This window comes from Hyphobacterium sp., assembly GCF_965228115.1.
GTDB lineage: Bacteria > Pseudomonadota > Alphaproteobacteria > Caulobacterales > Maricaulaceae > Hyphobacterium.
Genome location: NZ_OZ245794.1, coordinates 1141387 through 1162228 on the forward strand (window position 1 = coordinate 1141387; position 20842 = coordinate 1162228).

Genomic DNA, 20842 nt, shown 5'->3' on the forward strand with positions numbered 1-20842 from the left:
GACCGCACAGGGAAAGTGAAAGACCGCCCGGCGAGCTGCCGGACGGTCTCAAGTGTGGCATTTGGAAGACGCCTAGAAGCCCACGCTGAGTGCGGCGCGGAAGTTCCGGCCAGGCAAAGGCAGCAGGTCCTTCAGGAAGCTGGTGTGAAGCCGGGCTTCTTCATCGGTGATGTTACGGGCTTCCAGGATCAAGCGGACATCGCGGCCCTCAACCGGGCGCACAACAAGCCGTGTATTCACCAGCGTGAAGCTGTCGGTCGGCAATTCGAAATTGGCGACCTCGTCCTGCTCGGCGGTCCAGGCGACTTCAAGATTGGCTGTGAACATGCCGCGTTCCGCTTCTACCAAGGCGCTGACACCCAGCGGCGGAATGCGCGGCAGATTACCACCGGAATCCAGCTCTCCGCGGACATATTCCGCGGTAAGTTCGCCGCGGAAAATCCAGTCTTCCACAGCGCCCAGCTCGCGGCCAACGCGTCCTTCAAAGCCCCACAGATTGGCGTCGGACTGAGCGTAGTTGAAGACCGGCAGCTCATCTTGTTCTCCACCGGTCGGGAACAGGCCAATGAAGCCGTCATAAGCGGCAAAGAAGACCGCGCCTTCTGCCGACCAGACGGAATCTTCCCACCGGGCCGTAAAGTCGAGCGAGGCCGCCCGCTCGGCATCCAGGTTGGCATTACCGACCTCGAATGCCTGAGTGGCCAGGTGCGGACCATTTGCGAACAGTTCAATATCTGTTGGCGCGCGCTCGGTCAGGGCACCGGTCACCGCCAGGAACAGTCCGTCCTGCGGGCGGGTGAACACTGCGCCTGAAAGGCTGAACGTGTCGAAGGAACGCGATTGCGTTGCCGTTTCGACTTCACGCGATTCAAACCGTGCGCCCCCTTCGACACCCCAATCGCCATTATCCAAGCGCTGGACGGTAAACAAGCCGACATCCCGGGTTTCGACTGGCTGGATATAGGCCTCGGCGCCTATGGCTGCGAAATCGCGGTTTGATGTCTGCAGGCCGAAAGCGCCTTCGACATCGCCGATGGGCCGGTGACGCAGCTCGACACGGCCTTCCCAGCTATCATTGGTAAACTCGGTGCCAACGCTACCGCCTTCCAATTCAACGTGGCGATAGTCACCGATCCCCAGGGAGAACCGGACCTGCTCGATGGGCGCACCGGCGAATTCGGCATTGCCCCGAACATCCCAGCGGTTCTGGGTCACCACCAGACGCGCGCTCTCTTCCTCGCCATGCTCGTCACCATGGTCATCATCGTCATGGTCGTCATCATCAAAGCCGATTGAAACGCCGAGATCATCATGGTCGTCATGATCATCATCGTCGTGATCTTCGTCTTCATGGCCATGCCCGTGTGAATGACCCGGCAGACCATACTCGCCGTCACTGGTCCGGTAGGCTACGCCGATAAAGCCCCAGTCACTGATAAAGGAGACGCCGGCTGAACCGCTCGAAAACTCGAGGTCGGAATCCGGAACGAAGCCGAAGGCCTCTTCCTCTTCCTCGTGATCATGATCGTCATCATCATGATCATCATCGTCAAAGGCGATGCTGACGCCGAGATCATCATGATCGTCATCGTCGTGATGGTCTTCTTCCATTGCGCGCTGCAGAGCGGACTCGGCATAGCCGGGAATTTCATAAACCTCGGAGGCCCGCTGAAGGCCTTCGACGTGGAAAACAAAATTACCCACCGAGAACCGCGAGCGGGCTGCAAACTGATGGCCGTCATCCACGCTTGTTGCGCCGACATAAAAACGGCTTTCAACACCATTTTCCGGGTGCGAGTCCGGGACACGTCCATCAATGATATTGACGACGCCGCCAACAGCCCCGCCACCATAGGCGATCGCTGCCGGTCCGCGTAGGATTTCGACTTGCTGGGCTTCCAGGGCTTCGGATGATACGGCGTGGTCCGGACTGGAAGAAGACGCATCCAGCGAGCCTATACCGTTGACCAGAATACGAACCCGTTCAGCTCCCTGGCCACGAATAACCGGTCGGCTGGAGGCCGGGCCGAAGAATGTGGTCGTGACGCCGGGCTCATGCGCGATGGTGTCGGCAATGGTTCCGGCAAGATTTTCCTCGATATGATCGGCATCGACCACATCGACAGAACCAACAACTTCATCAGCATATACGCCGATCGGCGAAGAAGTGACGACGATAGTATCGGCCACCTCATTTTGCTGTTGAGCAGCCGCAACTCCAGATGTCAGGGCGACCAGGCAAACGCCGTAACGCAAAGCACGCATTTTCATAAACTCCCGCTGGGTTGCGGACGTGATATTATAACATAACTAACATGATCAACCCTCGGGGCTCGCTTTTCTCAGTCTTTCTGGATTAATTAGTCGTCACATGACCCAACGTGATTCTGTTTCTTCCGCCCTCAGGCACGCCGATCAGCACTGCGCAGAGCGCGGTGCCCGCATGACGCCGCTTCGTCAAAATGTGCTGGCGCTTCTGGTAGAGGCCGGCGAGCCGGTGAAAGCCTATGACCTGCTCGACAAGATGCGGGCTTCGGACAAGTCGGCAAAACCGCCGACCGTCTACCGCTCGCTGGACTTCCTGATGGAGGTGGGTCTGGCGCACAAGGTGGAGGCGCTCAACGCCTATATTGCTTGCGCCCATTGTCATGATGATGGCGGCGCGGAACTGTATATTTGCCGCGACTGTGGCAACGTCACTGAAAAACACGGGGCACCTCAGCCGCAAAATGCCCCTGAAGGCTTTACGACAAGCCGGTCGGTGGTGGAGCATTATGGCGTTTGCAAAGATTGCCAGCCTGCTTCCTAGATTTCGGGCTGATTGACCGGGGGGCGGCATGATTGAGCTCTGGCGCGGATGCGCAAATGCCTGGGAATGTGACGAGCTGGGTCACCTCAATGTTCGTTTTTATCTGGCAAAATCGTGGGAGGCGGTTGCAGATCTGGCCGACCGCATCGGTATGCCACAGGCCTTTCAGCCTGGCACAACATCGACCCTCCGGCCCAAGGATATCCGGATCCGCTATCTGGCCGAGGCCCACCCCGGTGCGCCGCTCTATATTTCCGGAGGCGTGACCGCGATTGCGCGTCAGTCTGCGGAGATTGCGCTGCTCGTTCAACATTCAGCCAGCGGACGTATGGCGGCGGCCTTCACGCTTCGCCTCATGCATGCCGTCCCGGGAGAAGGCGGCGCATTCGACTGGCCTATCCGCATTCGCGAAGCCCTTGAACGCTACCGCATCGACCCTCCGGCAGAAGGCCAGCCACGCAGTATCGATATCGGCGCTCCGGCCAAACGCATCCACATCCAGAAAGCCGATGCCCTGGGCCTGACAGAAATCGGACGAGGCCGCATCCTGCCAGAAGATTGCGATGCGTTCGGGATGATGATGCCCGAGCATTTTCAGGGCAAGATATCCAATTCGGCGGCAAATTTTTCGGAAGCTTTTCCCGAACAGACCGCAGATCACGCAGACGGCGGCGGCCGGGTCGGCGGGGTGCTTCTGGAAGGCCGGATCTGCGCGCGCCGCTGGCCGCGAGTGGGCCAGGGCTATGTGGTGAGATCAGGGGTTCAGGATTTTAATGCCAATATTCGCCGCATCGTCCATTGGGTCTTCCGGGCGGATGGCAAACTGATGTGGTCCATGCAAGGCGTTGCAGCCATTATGGATTTGGAGGCCCGCAAAATCCTGAAGGCGGATGATGAAGCCCGGAAAAAGCTGACCGCGTCGGTAAAACCGGGACTGGTGATCTAGTTCGTCAGCCGCCGCGCGCGTGCCCTGGCGGCAACCGCTTCCCCATCGGTAGCCGCAATGCTGGCCGCCTGCTCGTAAAGCGCAATTGCAGCGGTGGTTTCGCCCAGCTGCTCTCGCGCCTGCGCCAAAGCCATAACGGCTGAAAACCGGCCCGGTTCAAAGGCGACAACGCGTTCAAGATGAATGATTGCCTGGTCGGCAGACCCGTTTTCCAGAAGGCAACCGCCATGTGCTGTGAGGGCTTCAAGGTCCCACGGATCGGCCTCAACAGCTTGGGCAGCCCGGGAGCATTCCCCACCCGCGGCAGAATTGGCAGTCACCAGTGCCGCCGGTACCGGCGCGGTTTCTGTATCAGACGCTCCCGCCTGGCTACGGGCCGGCTGCGCAGGCGTCGTTGCCGCGATGACGGGCTCGGCGGGATCAGATTCAGGCATAGCTGGGTTCAGCGCCCCGGCCTGCCATGTCAATAAAAGCCCGGTCTGCGTGGGTGTAATCTCGATTTCGCTGGCAGGTCCGGTCAGGCCGATGCGGATGCGGTAACCCATCTCCGTCATCTCGGCCGCCACAGAAGACACCACGTCATTTGGAACCGGTTCAATCCGCCGGGCAGGCCCGGTCGGCGCGTCCATATACAGCGTTAATTCCTGCCCGGATAATTCCATCTCGCGAAAATCCGGTGCCCGGTCGAACCCGACAAAGACCGCTGGCTGGCCCGGCGCAGACAGGTCCCTGACATCGCGGATATCCGCGAAGCCCGGTCCACACAGGACCGCTGCAATTCCCAAGGACAAGAGGCGCTGGCGCATACGTCAGAGAGGTGCGCCGCGCCGGTTAATGAATGCCTAACTGACAGGTGCGCGCGGCCCGGCGCAGGAATCATATCCAAAGGCACCGATCAACGTCCCTTCGGCCGTTCTTACGCTCTCATAAATGTAACAGGCATCACCCTGAGCCGGCATCTCCGAGCGAATAAAGATCGGGTCAGCTTCGCCCAGAATGACATCGACCGCGCTCAGGCTGCGAACCGCGTTGATCCGCCGGTCTTCAATCGTAACGCATTCCCAGCGATTTCCGTTATGGTCAGCCAGCCGGACCGCCGTTCCGCTTGCCGTTGAGTAGGCATAGGTCACATGCTCCGCCTGACTGCGCAGCTCTGTCACACAAAGATCGATCGCCGGCATCCAATCGTCCAGATAATTCGTCCACCGGTCGTTTGCCGCATTCTCTGAAGCGCATCCCCGGTATTGAACATCACCAATGACCATGGTCGCAAAATAGGTGTGATCCCCTGCAGCGCACGGCCCGGCCTGCAACATCACAAAGATATCCGCGCCGGCCTCGGTTGATCCGGTAAAGCGGCGGACACCGCCGTTCAGATACGGCTCTTCCATCGCGAGTTCGGCCGTTTGCTGGTCCCCACCCGCGTTTGACACAAAGTCCACGGCCACCTCGCCGCCTGAATTCGCATAGGTCATCTGGCCCGCCCAGCCGGCTTCGCCGACCAGCTCATAGCCAAAATGACTGTCAGGCAGATCGCTCGATCGCGCCGGTTCATAGTCAAATGTGGAGATCGCCAGGCTGTTTTCAGCACTGGTCGTTGCACAGGCCGCAAGACTGGCCGCTGCGGTCAGAACGATTAGTAAGCGGATCATTTTCATCCCCCGACATTTCCCCTTGGTTGGGCATATTGCCATGTCGTGCCAGAAAGTGCACGCGGTTTGAGGAATCGCGCGCGAGGGGTCCGGAATGAAAATCGCGATTGTCGGTTGCGGAATGGGCGGGATGAGCAGCGCGATCCAGCTGGCGCGCGATCGTCATCAGGTCACGATCTTCGAAGCTTTCGCCCAACCCAAGCCGCTGGGTGCCGGTCTCCTGTTACAGCCCACCGGGCTGGAAGCGCTGCAGAAACTGGGGCTGAGATCAAGAATAGAGGAAAAAGGCGCCGAGATTGACGGTCTTGTCGGCCGCCGCCCGGATGGCCGGCTGATCATGGATCTCCGCTATGCGTATGGCCGCACCGGCGATACCGGGATCGGAATTCACCGGGGCAGCCTGTTCAATGCGCTGTATGAGGCCGTACTCAAGGCTGGTGTCCACGTTGAAACCGGGCGCGAAGTCGAGGCGATCACCGATTTCGAGACCCCAGTGCTACAGTTCGCTGATGGCGACACATCGGACTCCTTCGACCTTGTCATCGTGTCCGACGGCGCGCACTCCCGGCTCAGGGCCCAGATTGATCCGGACGCTCATGCTCCGGAATATCCCTGGGGGGCCGTCTGGACGATCCTGCCGGACACAGATGGCCAATGGCATGAGGAGCGGTGGCTGGCCCAGGTCTATTCCGGCACCCGGATCATGATCGGTGTTCTGCCCGCCGGAGAAAATCCGCAACATCCCGAGGGGCCGCGCTGCATCAGTTTTTTCTGGTCGCTGGAAACCCGGAATGTCGAAACATGGCAGAACTCCGGACTGACGGCATTCCTCGATGAGGTCGAAACATTCTGGCCAGAGGCGCGAAACCTCTTGAACGATGTTTCATCGCTCGAGAATTTCGCACCGGCCGCCTATCGCGATGTTCGCTGCCGCCGATGGTCCAGGGGGCGGGTGATGCTGATCGGGGATGCGGCCCATGGCGCCAGCCCGCAACTGGGCCAGGGGGCGAATATGGCCATCTGCGATGGCGTGGAAATTGCCGCTGCTTTGAAAGATGAAACACCCAGCCAGGCTTTTGTCCGGTATGAGAAAGTCCGCCGCCCGGTTCTGCGATATTACACCTGGATGTCCTGGGCCCTGACGCCGGTTTTTCAGGGACATGCTGACTGGATTGGCGTGATCCGGGATTTGGTGTTCGGCTTTATGTGCCGGATGCCGGGGGTCCGAAATCTGATGGCCTGGACGCTGGTCGGCAGGGGCAGATGGTTCTGGTAGTTAGATCCCGTCCTTGAAGTGCGCTGCCAGATGATCGACGAAAAGACGCACCCGGTGAGCAAGATAGCGATTGGACGGAAACACAGCCCATAAATCCCGGTGGTCCGGTGACCAGTCGGGCAAGACCGGTACGACGCGTTTCGCCGCCAGCGCCTCTCGCGCCGCCCAGGCCGGGCCGCAGGTAATGCCTAATCCTTGCGCCGCCGCCTCAACTGCCGCGATAGCCCCGTTCAAGGTCACCCGCCCTGTAACTTTGACTTCCTCGGTTTGACCGTCCCGCTCGAATTTCCAGAGCTGGGGCGCGGGCTTGTTGCGGTCGATGATGCAGTCATGCTGGGTCAGATTACCCGGTGTTTCAGGCCGTCCGGCCGCAGCCAGATAGTCCGGCGATGCCACAACCGACATACAGGCGGGCGCCAACCGTTTGGCAATCAGACTGGAATCCGCCAGATGCCCGATCCGCACCGCCAGATCATAGCCTTCATCGACCAGATCCACCATGCGATCGGCAAGCGAAAGACGGACGTCCAGACCCGGCCACTGGCGCATGAAATCGGCGATCACGGGCATGAGAATATTGCCACCAAAATCGACTGGTGCAGACACACGTAAGGTACCAGCCGGCGCCGCGTTTTCCTCGGCAAAGCCTTCTTCAATGACCTCGAACTCAGCCAGCCAGGGTCGGATACGTTCCAGCAAGGCTTCCCCGGCATCGGTCAGCCTGACAGAACGCGTGGTGCGCTCCAGCAGCCGCGCCTGCAGGCGGGTTTCCAGCGCCGTAATCTGCTTGGAGGCCGCCCCCGGCGTAATGCCTTCACGGTCGGCGGCCCTGGTAAAGCTGCCCAGCTCGGCGACGGAAACAAAGAGGCGGAGAGTATCGATGCGGTCCATGGGTAAGCGTTAATCCCTTGGTTTCTGGCAGATGACTTCGACTACCATGGGCGTGGTCAGCAGGCTGGCAGGGTCTTTGGCGCGGTCATCGACCATGGCATGAAATTTCGCGGAGTCTTCAGCCGACAGAAAGCCAAGTTCAACCAGCCGGTCAATCCCGTCGGATTTTAGCCAGCCGACCGGCCATTCCCAGATCAATTCGCCGGGGCGTGTCGTGAAAACGTGCGGTGTCAGACCTGTGACTTTCCAACCCATATCAGCCGCGATTTCCGGAATCTGTTTTGCAATATTCGGTTCACCACCAAAAGCGCGCCAGCTGTTCTGGACCGCCGCGATAAAGCGATCCTGCACCGGATCGCCGGGATAAAAACCGAAAGTTTCATAATGGCCATATTCATGCGCGATGAAGACGCCGCCGGGTTTCAGAACTGCATCAAGCCGTTTCAACAGCTCTGCGGTGTTTGCCAGGAAGGACAGCACCCAGCGGGACCAGACAAAATCGACGCTGCCCGCCACCAGATTCAGATTGGCAAGATCAGTCTTCAGCGTTTCGATATTGGTCAGGCCGCGCGCTGCTGCGCCTTCATTCACGGCGTCAAGAAACAGGCCCGACTGATCAACCGCGATCACATGCCCCGTCGGGCCGACCAGCTGCGCGAGGTCAAAGCTGGCATGGCCAGGCCCACACCCCATATCCAGCACTGTCATGCCGGGAGCCAATCCCGCTCGGCGCCACCCGGCCAGAGCCGTTTCGCGCCAGATGGAATGCTGCTGGCCGAGCCGGCGGATTTCAGCTTCGCTGGCCCCGATAATGTAATCATCGTCTGGCAGCTGTGTCTGGCTCATGCCTGCTCCTTCCGAATGCCCGAAATAGCTCTAAAGTCAGCGCGGTTTGGATTGCCTGCACGGCGCCAATTAACAGTTTTGCTAATTCATCTTGCCGGGTATGGAGCCGTTGATTCCATAAATAAAGCAGCTTTGAAAGTCCGCAGACCGGCATATCCAGCAGGCGGGCAGCATGCGTAGCGTGATATCGGGACGCCCGGCTTCGGCGTAACGGATCAGCTAGCGCCGCCGGCGTTGATCGGGCCGCCGTCCATAACCGGCAGGATCGGCACCAGGACCGGTATCGGAGTTTGTGATCCCGGTTCGAATCCGCAGGCCATTATTGCCTCGTCCTTGGCCGGGCGGATCCCCGTAATAGCCTGCATCATTGTCTGTTGATCCACCGATACGGCCACGCACGCCGCGACCGGACGGGTCGTAAGGATCCGTATCGGAATAACCGGATCGGGGATTGGTTTGTGGGCTGCCAGGCGGCCGGGATCCGTCTGAATAATCGGAATCTGTAACCGGGAATGTACTGCCATATCCGCGCCGGTCACGCGTGTCGTGATCCGTCACGCCTGTATAGACTTGCCGCCCGCCGGGCGTTGTTCCCCGCCCTCTGCCAGCCGGGTCTGCATTCACGCCCTGATCAGCGTCTGTAATCCCTGTGCCACCGCCTCTTCCGTATCCAACCGGGTCGGCGGCCTGGCCGCCATCAGAATCCGTAACACCCGTATAGCGCTGACCACCTGGTCCCTGTCCGCCGCCACGGCCATTCCCGACAGGGTCCGCATTCGACCCTAAATCGCTATCGGTAATTCCTGTCGTGCCGCCGCCGCGCATGCCGTATCCGGCGGGGTCGGCAAAACTTCCGGAATCCGAATCCGTCAGGCCGGTCCGGTTTCGCCCCGGCGCCTGGCTTCGACCGCGTCCGGCTCCAACCGGGTCGGCATTTGGACCTCCATCAGCATCCGTTACGCCAGTATATGCCCGGCTGCCGGGCCCACCACGGCCGCCGCCTACAGGATCCGCATTGGCGCCCAAGTCAGAGTCTGTATAGCGGGTTTGCCAGGCCGACGCTCTGCCCTGAATGACCAGGACAGCACCGCCAGAGGCAAAACCGCCAGTGACGCGCCCCAGAAAAGATCGTCTGGATAACTTTCGCTTCGACATGATCAACGCTCCACAAATACGAAACGGTAGCTGCCGCCCCAACCGCCGTAATTGCTTGTTGTGACGCCGTTTCGCGGCGATCCGGTATAGCGTTCCTGACGGCCGAGGATCTGGATCCAAACAGACCCCCCAGCATCGGTCAGGAAACCGGCATGAACCGCTGCAGAGCAAATTCCGGAATCGTCCGTATAGATATCCGTGCCCCAAACGACGGCATGGCGGGTTGATCCGCGCGGAGGGCAGAAATAGGCGAAAACCTCATTGTTTCGTCCGCGGTGATTGCTGGCGCTCGCGCGCCAATTGATGTCCGTCGCATTGGGGTCACGCGTCGGCGGACGATCATTGCCGCCGCCATTATTTCCATTTGCCTGGCCGGGACAGGTACCGGTGTGCATGCACTCGCGAAGAAAATTTCTCACATTTCCGGGCAACCCGCCTTGCGTGGCTTCGACATTGATGACGATCAAGACACGCGGTGCGGCAGGGTTGGCGATGCGGTTGGTTTCATCATCGCCCAGACACGCGATCTGCACGTGAAGCGGTTGATTGGAGCTGCCCACGAGCCAGCCATCAAATTCACCGACTGTGATTGGAAGATTGAACTGTGCAACTGCGGCCGGTCCGGCCATCTGGGCGCGGCGAAAGCACTCCCCTTGCGAGATATTCACCCAGTTGAACTGGCCAGCCGGGAAAATATTCTGTGCGTGGGCTGCCGGCAGAGCGGCCATGGTAACCAGCCCGATTACTCCCATGATAAGACGTTGCAAATTCATATTGTCCCCCTCTCAGCAAAAGACTTCGGCGGTTTCGAGCAAGCCGGTCAGTCCCGCTTCTGTCGCAGTCATCCCGTTGAACGCCGTCCGCAATTCGACCGCCGCTGGTTGTAGTCCTGCAAGCGCTTGGGAATACGCCGGACGATCTTGCGCTGCGAAAGCCTGGCGCGCGAGGTTCAGGTAGTAATTGAACTGTTGGTTGGCGTTCGAGAACCGATAGACATATCCCGCATACCGCTCTGTTAGCGTATCCATCTGAACCCGCATGGCCTGGCATTCTGCAGACTGGGAAGGCCCTACGGGTTGTTGAGGGTTGGTACCCCGGCCGCATCCGACCGGATCATATTGCGCACCGGTATCGGCATCCGTGGCACCCGAACAGGTACGCCCTTGTGCCTGTCGGCCGCAACCGATCGGGTCGTAATTCGCCCCGGTATCGGAGTCGGTATACCCGGAACATGCCTGGTTTGTTTGCCGGCCAGCGCTCCGTCCGTAGCCGGGATAATCATAGCCAGCCCCGGTATCAGCGTCGGTAACGCCGGTATAGGTCTGCGCGCCCGCTCGGGAGGTTCCGAATGCGAGCGCTGTTCCACCTGTCACACTGGTAAAAAAGGAACGTCGGGTAATCCTGCTTTTGACCATGCCTTCCCCCCTGTAAACTGACCCAAAGGTTAAGCATATCACGAACAAGTACATATTTGCGAATACTCGATAAGTCACATAAAAATAAGATATTTTTCGAAATATACATGAATACCTTTAATTGTATGTGGTGTTGTCACGCAAACAATTCATGCAAATGAATGCCGGTATAGAAGAGTATGGCCAAACACACCAACCACTCGCCTTTTATTTGTACGAAGTAAGCGGCGAGCGGTGGCGCGGGGGATTTGCCGGTGAAGGCCGTTACCCGATTGTCTTTTTCATCCCGTCGCTGCTTCGGCTTGCCGGGTATGCACAGGCGACAGAGACAAAGGCCAGGATAATTGTTTGGTGGACGCAGCGAAGAATCTTCCTAGGTCTGGGAATTGAGCAGGTTCTATTCGCGCATTTTTTGCTTTCGGGGGGCGGCATGGATCGAGATCAATCAAGCCCAGTCGAGGCGGGTGCTGCGCCGGCGCCGGAAAATGATCTCCGCCCGATCAAAAAAATCTGGGCATTTTTTAAATGGATGCTGCTGGGATATGCGGTGTTCAGCGCCTTGTTGACGCTGTCGCAGATTCACCTCCACGTCTACATTCTGCGCCTGTTCGAAGGCGATGCCAGTCAGCTTTCTGAAGCTGAAGGTATTTTCATCGGCCTGCATCAGGGCATCCTTGCTCTTTTGATGCTGCTCTTCCTTTTGCTGTGCATTGTCGGCTATGCGCGTTTCTTTCAGCGTTCCATGCACAATGCCCGGCAGATCGAGCCCGGGACTAACACCGTCGCGCCGGTCGGGATGTGGCTGTGGTTTGCTGTGCCGATTGCCAATCTCTGGTTCCCATTCCAGGGCGTCCGAAAGGTCTGGGAAATATTGCGGTCAAATGCCGGAGAGCCGACCAGCCATCCGCCAACATTCGCGCTTTGGTGGATTTTCTGGATCCTCTCCAATCTCGTGTCGAATATTGCCTTGCGGCTGCCGGGCGGAGCCTGGGACTTCGAGCTGACGGCGTTCAATTATCAGGACTTGTTGACGGTCAACTGGCTCGATATCGCCAGCGGGATTATGGCGGTCATTTCGTCCATCGCGCTTTACCGGATTGCCTCAACGCTGGCGCGCCTTCAGATAGAGTTCGAGCACGGCGGATCGAAGAAGCTGGAAGAGATATTCGAATAGGTAGGCCGTTGAAAGGCACGCCAGAAAGCCAACGCTAAAAAAAGAGCGCCCCAAATGCACCAACCGCCCGTCTCTTTCTTCGCACGAAGAAAGCGGCGAGCGGCGGCGCGGGGGGATCTGCCGGTGAAGGCCTTTCCCCTTTGCAAACTTCAGTCCGTTCTTTCTCCGGATTGCTCCGTTTCCAGCGGTGCTGAAGCTGTCTTTTTGAAGCGTTTGACCGCCTCTCAAGACCCATCCAGTTGCTTCGACACGGCTTGCGCCGGCGCTGCTTCTGGTGGACCGGTTTCCGTTGGCTCTCCGTTTCCGGCGGGCCCCGGTGTGTCCCGATGACTGAAGTAAAGCAAAGGCCTCTTTTGCGGTCAACGAATCACCGGACGGTTTTTGTGGATAAAAAGCTGCTTTTTGGGGATAAGTCGCATAAGCGCTATTTTTCAATTATTTAAAATTGGACCTATTGATCATTTTTGTTTCAACGGCGGTTTGCGGCGGTCGGCCTGCCTCCAGGAAGCGGTTTCCATTCGCGATGCGCGAGCGGTCAAGTGAAACGGTTCACGGATAATCGAGCGCGTCTTGCGAATTCGCGCTAGCATGCTTTTCAAACCTTGCGCATCCAGATCGAGCCAGCTTGATGCCTGGTGACGTTGAAATCTGATCTGAAGAAGGAACCCGCCATGTCCCCGCTTGCCATCGTTATGTCCATTCTTTCCGGCCTCTTTATGTCGCCATCTGATTCCGAGGGAGGCGCCATTATCCGGGACGTAAGCAGTCTGGAAATCGTCTTTACCGGTTTGCGCGCAGAAGAAGGTCAAGTCCGCGTCGGCCTTTATGGCGATCAATCCAGCTGGGATGGCAGAGACGCCATTGATGGAGGCCTCATCAATGTCGACGGATTGGAGGTACGCATTCGTTTCGACGATCTTGCGCCCGGAACCTATGGCGTCATGGCCTATCACGACCGCGATGGAAATGGGGAGCTGAACACCGGCCTGTTTGGTATTCCCAGCGAACCGTTTGCCTTCTCGAATGACGCCCGCGGGCGTATGGGCCCGGCCAGCTGGGAGGATGCTGCTTTTGAAATCACAAGCGGCGAGAACCAGCACGCTATTCGGTTGCGCTAGGTATCGTCTGCTGGAAGAAAAAGGCCGGACGCGTACGCCCGGCCTTTCCAATTTCAAGGAAGCGAGGAAGTCTAGGCCGCCTGCTTTTCCCCGCCGAAACGGCCGTAGAATGTCTCACCCTTGGCGGCCATATCACGCAGGAGGTCAGGCACTTTGAACGGATCGCCGAAGGCTTCAGCCATCTGATCGGCCTTCTCGACGAACGCCTTGGCGCCAATCGTATCGATGAAGGACAGAACCCCGCCGGTATAGGGCGCAAAGCCCCAGGCCAGGATGGAGCCCACATCGGCTTCACGCGGATCTTTCACCACGCCCTCTTCCATGCAGCGGGCCGCTTCAATGGCCTGCGCATAGAGGATGCGGTCTTTCACTTCTTGAACATCCGGCTGGATGGATTTCAGACCGTCGACCGCGAACTGGCCCAGCTCCGGCCACAGGCTCTTAGAGCGATCCTCGCCATAATCATAAAAGCCCTTGCCGGTTTTCCGGCCATAACGGCCGGCCTCATACATGGCGGTGATGATCGGATCGGACTTGCCCGCGACATAGGCATCGCCGAGGTCTTTCTTGGTCTGCTCCTGGATTTTCCAGGCCAGATCAATGGCCGTCATGTCCATCAATTCCATCGCGCCCATCGGCATGCCCGCCATGCGGGTGCCGTTTTCGATCAGCGCCGGAGCATAGCCTTCCGACAACATGGCCAGACCCTGCTCGCCAAAGCGCATCACACAGCGATTGCAATAGAAACCGCGCGTATCGGACACCACAATCGGCGTCTTCTTGATCTTGGTGACGAAATCAACGGCGCGGGAGATGGACCGGTCACCGGAATTATCGCCGACGATGACTTCCACCAGCATCATCTTCTCAACCGGTGAGAAGAAGTGGATGCCGCAGAAATTCTCCGGCCGCGAAGAGGCTTCTGACAGAGAGGTGATCGGAATGGTCGAGGTATTCGAGCCGAAGATGGCGTCTTCCGGCATGTGTTCCTCGGCCATTTTTGTAATTTTATGCTTCAGCTCGGAATTTTCGAACACGGCTTCGACCACTAGTTCGACATCTTTCAGCATCGAATAATCGGTCGTCGGCGTGATCAGAGCAGCCAGCGCATCGGCCTTTTCCTGAGAAAGCTTGCCGCGCGATACACCCTTGGCGAAATGATCGACCGCGTGCTGCTTGCCCTTGTCGGCACCTTCTTGATTAACATCGATGAGCACGACTTCCAGACCGGCCTGAGCCGAAACAGTCGCGATGCCCGCGCCCATAAAGCCTGCGCCAATGACCGCGATCTTTTTCAGGTCTTCGCGCTGGGTCCCCGCCGGGCGCGCGCCGCCCTTGTCTAGTGCCTGTTTGGACAGGAAAATGGAGCGGATCATGTTGCGGCTTTCCGGGCGCATCAACAGCTTGGTAAAATACCGGCTTTCAATGCGCAGACCGGCATCAATCGGGACCTGCAGGCCTTCATAGACGCACGACAGGATGTAACGCTGGGCCGGATAATTACCGTAGGTTTCCTTGCGCAGCATCGGGCTGGCCGCGCCAAACACCTGCATGCCGCCCGGCGTGTAAACCGCGCCACCCGGAATTTTAAACTTGTCCTGATCCCAGGGCTGTTTTGCGCTCATCGGATCGGCCTTCACCAGCTCTTTGGCCTTGGCGACAATCTCGGCCACCGGCGCAATCTCGTGCACCACGCCCTGCTCCTTGGCTTTGTTGGCGTCGAATTGCTTGCCCTGCAACATGATTGGCGCGGCATTCATCACACCGACCAGACGCGGCAGGCGCTGCGTGCCGCCACCGCCCGGCAGAACGCCGACCATGGCTTCCGGCAGGCCCAGCTTGGCGCCGGTATCCGTTGCCATGACGCGGTAATGGCAGGCCAAAGTGACTTCAAATCCGCCGCCCAGCGCCAGGCCATTGATAGCCGCCGCAATCGGCTTGCCGCAGGTTTCCAGCTGGCGCAGCTGGTCATTCAGGCGGAAGGCAATGTCGAACAGTTTCTGCTTGGCTTCGTCTTCCGGCAGGCCTTCAAGGTCCGCCATGCCGCCACCCAGCTCGGTCAGGTCCGCCCCGGCGCAAAACGCCTTCTTGCCGGATGTGATGACCGCGCCCTTGATGGCGTCGTCGCTCGAGATTTTCTCGACCAGCTCGCCCAGCTCGGCCATCACGCCAGCGGATAAGACATTCATCGAGACATTGGGGCTGTCGAACGTGATCAGCGCAATGCCGTCAGCGTCGAGGTCAAATTTGAAATGGTTCATGGATCAGTCTCCATTGTCGGACGTCTCATCGTCCGAATTCTGTGATTTCTTTTTCTTTTCGTCCGCGAGCATGGCGGTGCCGAAGGCGAGCGAGAACGAGATGCCAAGCGCAATGCCGATAGGCAGCCAGATCGCCAGCTGGTCGAGCGCGACGCCAAGCGCTACGCCCATCCCCATGCCGACGGCCAGACCCAGTGGCAGCCCTTTGACCAGGGCGCTTTCTTCCTTAGCGCCCCCGGTCTTGGGTTCGCTTTCGGTGTCGCGTTCGTCGTCCGCCATCTGGGATTACACCCGCTCGATAATGGTCGCCGTGCCCATGCCGCCGCCAACACACAGCGTGGCAAGGCCGGTAGATTGACCGGTGCGCTCCAACTCATCCAGTAGCGTGCCGAGGATCATCGCGCCGGTTGCGCCCAGCGGGTGGCCCATGGCAATCGCGCCGCCATTGACGTTCGTCTTGTCGTGCGGAATGCCCATATCGTCCATGAAGCGCAGAACGACCGAAGCAAAGGCCTCATTCATCTCGTAGAGATCAATGTCGCTGGCATTCATTCCGGCCTTGGCCAGCGCCTTCTTGGCGGACGGCGCCGGGCCGGTCAGCATGATGGTTGGTTCAGAGCCGATTGACGCCATGGCCTTGATCCGCGCGCGCGGCTTCAGGCCCAGCTTCTCGCCCATCTCTTTGGACCCCACCAAGATGGCGGCTGCACCATCGACGATGCCGGAGGAATTGCCCGCATGGTGGACGAAGTTGATCTTCTCCACTTGCGGATATTTCTGGATTGCGACCGCATCAAAACCGACAAAAGCCGACAGGTCTTTAAAGGCCGGGTTCAGGGACGCGAGCGATTGCATATCCGTTTGCGGACGCATCAGCTCGTCATGGTCCAGCTGGGTCAGGCCGAGCTGGTTTTTCACCGGCACGACAGAGTTTTTAAAGCGGCCCTCTTCCCAGGCCTTGCCCGCGCGTTTCTGGCTTTCCACGGCATAGGCATCAACATCATCGCGCGAATATCCGCCCAGCGTGGCGATCAGGTCTGCGCCCACACCCTGCGGGACGAAATAATTATCGAACGCCATTTCCGGGTCGGCGACCATGGCGCCCCCATCCGAGCCCATCGGCACGCGGCTCATGGCTTCCACGCCGCCGCCAATCGCCATGTCGGCTTCACCGGACATGACTTTCGCGGCTGCCATATTGGTAGCTTCAAGCCCCGACGCGCAGAAGCGGTTGATCTGAACGCCAGCGGTTTCTTGCGAATACCCGGCATTGATGACGGCCGCACGAGCAATATCCGCGCCCTGCTCACCCACCGGGGAAACACAGCCCAGCACCACATCATCGACATTATCGGTGTCGAGATTGTTGCGGTCGCGCACCGCTTCCAGCGCCTGTGTAGCCAGCTGCAGAGCGGTGATCTCGTGCAGGGAACCGTTTTTCTTGCCCTTGCCGCGCGGGGTGCGCACAGCGTCGTAAATATATGCGTCTGCCATCTAGGATCTCCTTAGGCGTCAGTCTGGGAAGACGGTTGATCCGCCTTCTCCGCAAAGGGGTTGGAAACAATCATCGAACTGCAGGTCGCGCGGGCGCAAAGCCGTCCCCGCGCGTCAAAAAGCTTGCCTTCAACATAGGCCACCTGCCGGCCCAGCTGGGTCACAATCGCCTCCACCTCGATCCGCCCCGGACGCACCGGGCGCAGATAATGCGTGTGAAGGTCGATTGTGGTTGCGTATTTCTTGCCGCGACTCTTCACCAGAATGGCCGGGCCCATCACATCATCCAGCATAGCCGCCAGAAACCCGCCCTGAACCAGACCGGCCGGATTGGTAAACTCCAGCTTGCCGTCAAAGGCGACGCGAAGGCGGCCCGCTTCCGAATCGGCCTCCACCAGCGTCCATCCAAGCGTCCTGGCGGCCTCGGGCGCATTCTTCGCTGTGAAGAAGGCCTTGGGATCAAAGGCAACGCTCATCAGTCAGCCTCGCAGCGCCAAGCGATAGGGCTGTGCCCTTCCGGTGAACCCATTATTCCGTCCTGAACGCGCAGTACGGTTACAACGCGCTCATCTCCCGCGCACTGAAATCCAACCCGGAAGCCGCCCGTGTGCGGATCGCGGGTCAGATAGTCGATAGGACAGAAATCGCCATCGGCCTCAGTGAAGCCTTCATGCGTCACCGTCGCGGTCTGTTCACACGCAACGGCATAACCCCACTCACCCGCCATACAGCGATCGAATTGCTCTTCGATCGTGCCTTCGTCCGACCAGCCACACCCATCGTCGAAGGTGGCCGGCTCATCAGCGGCGAATAGCGCCAGCGAAGTGAGGAGAACTGCCAGCATTAAAGCGTCCGTGCGATCAGGAGCTTCATAATCTCATTCGTGCCGCCATAGATGCGCTGCACGCGGCTGTCCCGCCACATCCGGGCGACCGGATATTCATTCATGAAGCCATAGCCGCCATGCAGCTGCACGCATTCGTCGATCAATTTGCACTGAAGGTCGGAGACCCAGTATTTCGCCATCGAAGCTGTGGCCGCATCCAGCTGGCCCTTGATCAAAAGGTCCGAGCAATGCTGGGTGAAGACCTCGGCGATGGTCGCCTCGGTTTTCATCTCGGCCAGCTTGAACTGGGTGTTCTGGAATTTCAGGATCGGGCGGCCGAACGCTTCGCGCTCTTTGACGTAGCGGATGGTCTCATCCAGCGCGCGCTTCATCATGCCCACGCCCTGCACCGCAATCTGCAAGCGTTCCTGCGGCAGCTGCTCCATCAGCTGGATGAAACCCTTGCCCTCTTCCGGGCCAATCAGTGCATCGGCTGGCACCCACATATCGTCAAAGAAAAGCTCGGCGGTGTCCTGACCTTTCAGGCCCACCTTGTCGAGCAAACGCCCGCGGCGGAAGCCTTCCAGGCCATCGGTTTCAACCATGAACAGCGAGGTGCCATGCGCGCCAGCGTCCGGGTCGGTTTTGGCCACTACGATGATGAAATTAGCCGTGCCGCCATTGGTGATGAAGGTCTTGGATCCGTTGATGCGGTATCCATTGCCATCCTTCTTGGCGGTCGTCTTGATGCCCTGAAGGTCAGAACCGGCCGCCGGTTCGGACATGGCAATCGCGCCGACATATTCGCCCGAGAGCATTTTCGGCAGAATGCGCTTCTTCTGATCCTCGCTGGAATAATGCCAGACATAAGGCGCCACGATGGAATTGTGCAGCGACGCGCCCCAACCATCAACGCCGAGCTCGGACACCGCCATGTGGAAGACATAATCATGGCGCCAGTCACCGCCCGCGCCACCATATTCTTCCGGACAGGCCGGACAGAGAATTCCCGCTTCACCGGCCTTGTTCCAGACCTCGCGGTCGACCATGCCCTCTTTTTCCCAGCGCTCGCCATGCGGCAGGCATTCCTTCTCCACAAAACCGCGCACGGCTTCATAGAAAATATTGACGTCTTCCTGATCCAGCCATTCCGGCTTTTTGACGTTGAGGGGATCCGCGAGCATTAAAAGGCCTCCGCTTCGAGCGCCATCATCGAAGCCGCACCGGCTTTGACTTTGGCAAGGTGCATACCGCCTTCCGGGACCCAACGATCCAGGAAATAGCGGCCGGTTTTCAACTTGTTGGAATAGAAGGGATCGCTCTCACCCTCGGTGATCGCAGCATCCGCGCTCAGCGCCATCAGCCCCCACATATAAGTGAGGCAGGTCAGGCCGAAGAGCTGTAGATAGTCATGGCTGGACGCGCCGGCATTGTTGAAGTCTTTCAGACCATTCTCGACCAGCCAGTCGGTTGCTTCTTTCAGCTGCGCCTTGGTGTGCGCCACTGCGTCGATGAAGGGCTGGGTGTTTTCATTGCCGGCGGTTGCGGCGAATGCATCCAGCTCGGCCATGAAGGTGTTGATCGGGCGCATGCCATTCATGGCCAGCTTGCGGCCGACCAGATCGAGCGCCTGAATGCCGTTCGTGCCTTCATAGATCAGTGTGATCCGCGCATCGCGCAGGAACTGGCTCATCCCCCACTCTTCGGTATAGCCGGATCCGCCAAAGACCTGCAGACCGGTCGAGACAGAATCAAAGCCTTTGTCCGTCAGATAGGCTTTCACGATCGGGGTAAGCAGCGACATGTAATCGCCGGACTTTTCCCGCTGGCCGGCATCGTCGGATTTTTCTTCCAGATCGCCGTGCAAGGCCGTCCAGGAGACCAGGCAGCGCGAAGCTTCAACGAAAGCCTTCTGGTCCATCAGCATGCGCCGGACATCCGGGTGCACAATGATGGGATCCGCCGGGCCATCCGGGTTCTGCGGCCCGGTCAGCGAGCGGCCCTGCAGGCGATCTTTCGCAAACGCTAGCGAGTTCTGATACGCCACCTCGCCCAGCGCCAGACCTTGCAGGCCCACGCCCAGGCGCGCCTCATTCATCATGACGAACATGATTTTAAGGCCTTTGTTTTCTTCACCGACAAGCCAGCCCTTCGCCTCGTCATAATTCATGACGCAGGTCGAATTGCCATGAATGCCCATCTTCTCTTCCAGGCCACCGCATTCCAGCGAGTTACGCTCACCCGGATTGCCGTTTTCATCGAGAATGAATTTCGGCACGACGAAGAGGGAGATGCCCTTCACGCCTTCCGGTGCGCCTTCAATGCGCGCCAGCACGAGGTGGATGATGTTATCCGCCATGTCGTGCTCACCGGAAGAAATCCAGATTTTCTGACCGGAAATCTTGTAGCTGCCATCACCATTCGGAACGGCCTTGGTGCGCAACAGACCCAGATCCGTTCCGCAATGCGGCTCGGTGAGGTTCATCGTGCCAGTCCATTCACCGGAGATCATTTTCGGCAGATAGGTTTGCTTTTGCTCTTCCGAGCCCCCGGCCAGCAACGCGCGGACATTGCCGCCGGTCAGCCCCGGATACATGCCAAACGCCATGTTGGCGGCTGACGTCATTTCCGCTGTGGCGAGACCCAGTATTTGCGGCAAGCCCTGCCCGCCATATTCCTGCGGCTGAGACAGGCCCATCCACCCGGCTTCAGCAAACTGCTTGTAGGCGTCCTTGAAACCCGTTGGCGTCGTCACTGACCCATCGTCATTGCGGACGCAGCCTTCGGTATCGCCCACACGGTTCAGCGGTGCGAGCACTTGTTCGGATACCTTGGCGGCTTCTTCCAGAATGGCATCCGTGGTTTCCGCATCGGCATCGGAAAATCCCGGCAGGTTACCGTATTTGGCGACGTTCAGGACTTTGTGCAGAACGAATTGATAATCCCGTGTCGGGGCAGTGTAGACGGGCATGGGTAGAG

Annotated in this window: 20 protein-coding genes; 5 read left to right on the top strand and 15 right to left on the bottom strand. The window is 58.9% G+C overall.

What is annotated here, in order from left to right; genetic code table 11:
• Positions 1–72: 72 nt before the first annotated feature.
• Positions 73–2265, bottom strand: a complete 2193-nt coding sequence (locus ACO079_RS06215; RefSeq protein WP_421792593.1) for a TonB-dependent receptor domain-containing protein — start codon at positions 2263–2265, stop codon at positions 73–75.
• 106 nt (positions 2266–2371) lie between these two features.
• Between ACO079_RS06215 and ACO079_RS06220 the strand changes: the two genes are divergently transcribed.
• A complete protein-coding gene (locus ACO079_RS06220) occupies positions 2372–2809 on the top strand; it encodes a transcriptional repressor (protein ID WP_421792595.1) in 438 nt (145 codons plus the stop codon).
• 28 nt (positions 2810–2837) lie between these two features.
• Positions 2838–3755, top strand: coding sequence for a thioesterase family protein (locus ACO079_RS06225; protein ID WP_421792597.1), 918 nt, complete (start codon positions 2838–2840; stop codon positions 3753–3755).
• On the opposite strand, the gene ACO079_RS06230 is transcribed toward ACO079_RS06225, so the two are convergent.
• Both ACO079_RS06230 and ACO079_RS06235 read right to left on the bottom strand, forming a co-directional pair.
• Complete coding sequence (locus ACO079_RS06230) at positions 3752–4561, bottom strand: tetratricopeptide repeat protein (protein ID WP_421792598.1); 810 nt, start codon at positions 4559–4561, stop codon at positions 3752–3754. The two genes, ACO079_RS06225 and ACO079_RS06230, sit on opposite strands and share 4 nt — an antisense overlap.
• Positions 4562–4597: 36 nt before the next feature.
• Complete coding sequence (locus tag ACO079_RS06235) at positions 4598–5407, bottom strand: hypothetical protein (protein WP_421792600.1); 810 nt, start codon at positions 5405–5407, stop codon at positions 4598–4600.
• A 94-nt stretch (positions 5408–5501) separates the two neighbouring features.
• On the opposite strand from ACO079_RS06235, the gene ACO079_RS06240 reads away from it, so the two are divergent.
• Positions 5502–6683, top strand: coding sequence for an FAD-dependent oxidoreductase (locus tag ACO079_RS06240; RefSeq protein WP_421792602.1), 1182 nt, complete (start codon positions 5502–5504; stop codon positions 6681–6683).
• Here the strand turns inward: ACO079_RS06240 and ACO079_RS06245 are convergent, their stop codons facing one another.
• From ACO079_RS06245 to ACO079_RS06265, 5 genes are all read right to left on the bottom strand, one after another.
• On the bottom strand, positions 6684–7574 hold the full coding sequence (locus tag ACO079_RS06245; protein ID WP_421792604.1) for a LysR family transcriptional regulator: 891 nt from the start codon (positions 7572–7574) through the stop codon (positions 6684–6686).
• Between the two features lie 9 nt (positions 7575–7583).
• A complete protein-coding gene (locus ACO079_RS06250; protein WP_421792606.1) occupies positions 7584–8420 on the bottom strand; it encodes a class I SAM-dependent methyltransferase in 837 nt (278 codons plus the stop codon).
• A gap of 219 nt (positions 8421–8639) precedes the next feature.
• Entirely contained in the window at positions 8640–9575 is a 936-nt protein-coding gene (locus ACO079_RS06255) for a hypothetical protein (RefSeq protein ID WP_421792608.1), read from the bottom strand.
• 2 nt (positions 9576–9577) lie between these two features.
• A complete protein-coding gene (locus ACO079_RS06260) occupies positions 9578–10348 on the bottom strand; it encodes an LCCL domain-containing protein (protein ID WP_421792609.1) in 771 nt (256 codons plus the stop codon).
• Positions 10349–10360: 12 nt separating this feature from the next.
• Positions 10361–10990 carry a hypothetical protein gene (locus tag ACO079_RS06265; protein WP_421792611.1) on the bottom strand — a complete coding sequence of 210 codons (630 nt, stop codon included), beginning with the start codon at positions 10988–10990 and terminating at the stop codon, positions 10361–10363.
• 430 nt (positions 10991–11420) lie between these two features.
• On the opposite strand from ACO079_RS06265, the gene ACO079_RS06270 reads away from it, so the two are divergent.
• Both ACO079_RS06270 and ACO079_RS06275 read left to right on the top strand, forming a co-directional pair.
• A complete protein-coding gene (locus ACO079_RS06270) occupies positions 11421–12164 on the top strand; it encodes a DUF4328 domain-containing protein (RefSeq protein WP_421792613.1) in 744 nt (247 codons plus the stop codon).
• Between the two features lie 671 nt (positions 12165–12835).
• Positions 12836–13282 (top strand): DUF2141 domain-containing protein, encoded by a 447-nt coding sequence (locus ACO079_RS06275; protein WP_421792615.1) that lies wholly within the window; start codon positions 12836–12838, stop codon positions 13280–13282.
• 71 nt (positions 13283–13353) lie between these two features.
• On the opposite strand, the gene ACO079_RS06280 is transcribed toward ACO079_RS06275, so the two are convergent.
• The 7 genes from ACO079_RS06280 to ACO079_RS06310 are packed head-to-tail and all read right to left on the bottom strand — an operon-like array spanning position 13354 to position 20834.
• Positions 13354–15543: a 3-hydroxyacyl-CoA dehydrogenase NAD-binding domain-containing protein gene (locus ACO079_RS06280; RefSeq protein ID WP_421792616.1), complete on the bottom strand. Its 2190-nt coding sequence runs from the start codon at positions 15541–15543 to the stop codon at positions 13354–13356.
• Between the two features lie 3 nt (positions 15544–15546).
• Positions 15547–15822, bottom strand: coding sequence for a hypothetical protein (locus ACO079_RS06285; RefSeq protein WP_421792618.1), 276 nt, complete (start codon positions 15820–15822; stop codon positions 15547–15549).
• A gap of 6 nt (positions 15823–15828) precedes the next feature.
• The gene (locus tag ACO079_RS06290; protein ID WP_421792619.1) at positions 15829–17037 is read right to left on the bottom strand and encodes an acetyl-CoA C-acetyltransferase; all 1209 of its coding nucleotides are present in this window, start codon (positions 17035–17037) and stop codon (positions 15829–15831) included.
• Between the two features lie 11 nt (positions 17038–17048).
• Positions 17049–17513 (bottom strand): PaaI family thioesterase, encoded by a 465-nt coding sequence (locus ACO079_RS06295; RefSeq protein WP_421792621.1) that lies wholly within the window; start codon positions 17511–17513, stop codon positions 17049–17051.
• Positions 17513–17881, bottom strand: coding sequence for a hypothetical protein (locus ACO079_RS06300; RefSeq protein ID WP_421792623.1), 369 nt, complete (start codon positions 17879–17881; stop codon positions 17513–17515). The genes ACO079_RS06295 and ACO079_RS06300 overlap by 1 nt, the downstream gene beginning before the upstream one ends.
• Positions 17881–19047: an acyl-CoA dehydrogenase family protein gene (locus tag ACO079_RS06305; RefSeq protein WP_421792625.1), complete on the bottom strand. Its 1167-nt coding sequence runs from the start codon at positions 19045–19047 to the stop codon at positions 17881–17883. The genes ACO079_RS06300 and ACO079_RS06305 overlap by 1 nt, the downstream gene beginning before the upstream one ends.
• Complete coding sequence (locus tag ACO079_RS06310) at positions 19047–20834, bottom strand: acyl-CoA dehydrogenase C-terminal domain-containing protein (RefSeq protein ID WP_421792627.1); 1788 nt, start codon at positions 20832–20834, stop codon at positions 19047–19049. The genes ACO079_RS06305 and ACO079_RS06310 overlap by 1 nt, the downstream gene beginning before the upstream one ends.
• Positions 20835–20842: the final 8 nt, after the last annotated feature.

Coding starts and splice junctions, on each gene's coding strand:
- ACO079_RS06230 (WP_421792598.1), bottom strand. CDS start 4,561: ATGCGCCAGCGCCTCTTGTCCTTGGGAATTGCAGCGGTCCTGTGTGGA.
- ACO079_RS06295 (WP_421792621.1), bottom strand. CDS start 17,513: ATGAGCGTTGCCTTTGATCCCAAGGCCTTCTTCACAGCGAAGAATGCG.
- ACO079_RS06300 (WP_421792623.1), bottom strand. CDS start 17,881: ATGCTGGCAGTTCTCCTCACTTCGCTGGCGCTATTCGCCGCTGATGAG.
- ACO079_RS06305 (WP_421792625.1), bottom strand. CDS start 19,047: ATGCTCGCGGATCCCCTCAACGTCAAAAAGCCGGAATGGCTGGATCAG.
- ACO079_RS06235 (WP_421792600.1), bottom strand. CDS start 5,407: ATGATCCGCTTACTAATCGTTCTGACCGCAGCGGCCAGTCTTGCGGCC.
- ACO079_RS06250 (WP_421792606.1), bottom strand. CDS start 8,420: ATGAGCCAGACACAGCTGCCAGACGATGATTACATTATCGGGGCCAGC.
- ACO079_RS06270 (WP_421792613.1), top strand. CDS start 11,421: ATGGATCGAGATCAATCAAGCCCAGTCGAGGCGGGTGCTGCGCCGGCG.
- ACO079_RS06275 (WP_421792615.1), top strand. CDS start 12,836: ATGTCCCCGCTTGCCATCGTTATGTCCATTCTTTCCGGCCTCTTTATG.
- ACO079_RS06260 (WP_421792609.1), bottom strand. CDS start 10,348: ATGAATTTGCAACGTCTTATCATGGGAGTAATCGGGCTGGTTACCATG.
- ACO079_RS06280 (WP_421792616.1), bottom strand. CDS start 15,543: ATGAACCATTTCAAATTTGACCTCGACGCTGACGGCATTGCGCTGATC.
- ACO079_RS06245 (WP_421792604.1), bottom strand. CDS start 7,574: ATGGACCGCATCGATACTCTCCGCCTCTTTGTTTCCGTCGCCGAGCTG.
- ACO079_RS06310 (WP_421792627.1), bottom strand. CDS start 20,834: ATGCCCGTCTACACTGCCCCGACACGGGATTATCAATTCGTTCTGCAC.
- ACO079_RS06285 (WP_421792618.1), bottom strand. CDS start 15,822: ATGGCGGACGACGAACGCGACACCGAAAGCGAACCCAAGACCGGGGGC.
- ACO079_RS06290 (WP_421792619.1), bottom strand. CDS start 17,037: ATGGCAGACGCATATATTTACGACGCTGTGCGCACCCCGCGCGGCAAG.
- ACO079_RS06265 (WP_421792611.1), bottom strand. CDS start 10,990: ATGGTCAAAAGCAGGATTACCCGACGTTCCTTTTTTACCAGTGTGACA.
- ACO079_RS06215 (WP_421792593.1), bottom strand. CDS start 2,265: ATGCGTGCTTTGCGTTACGGCGTTTGCCTGGTCGCCCTGACATCTGGA.
- ACO079_RS06220 (WP_421792595.1), top strand. CDS start 2,372: ATGACCCAACGTGATTCTGTTTCTTCCGCCCTCAGGCACGCCGATCAG.
- ACO079_RS06240 (WP_421792602.1), top strand. CDS start 5,502: ATGAAAATCGCGATTGTCGGTTGCGGAATGGGCGGGATGAGCAGCGCG.
- ACO079_RS06225 (WP_421792597.1), top strand. CDS start 2,838: ATGATTGAGCTCTGGCGCGGATGCGCAAATGCCTGGGAATGTGACGAG.
- ACO079_RS06255 (WP_421792608.1), bottom strand. CDS start 9,575: ATGTCGAAGCGAAAGTTATCCAGACGATCTTTTCTGGGGCGCGTCACT.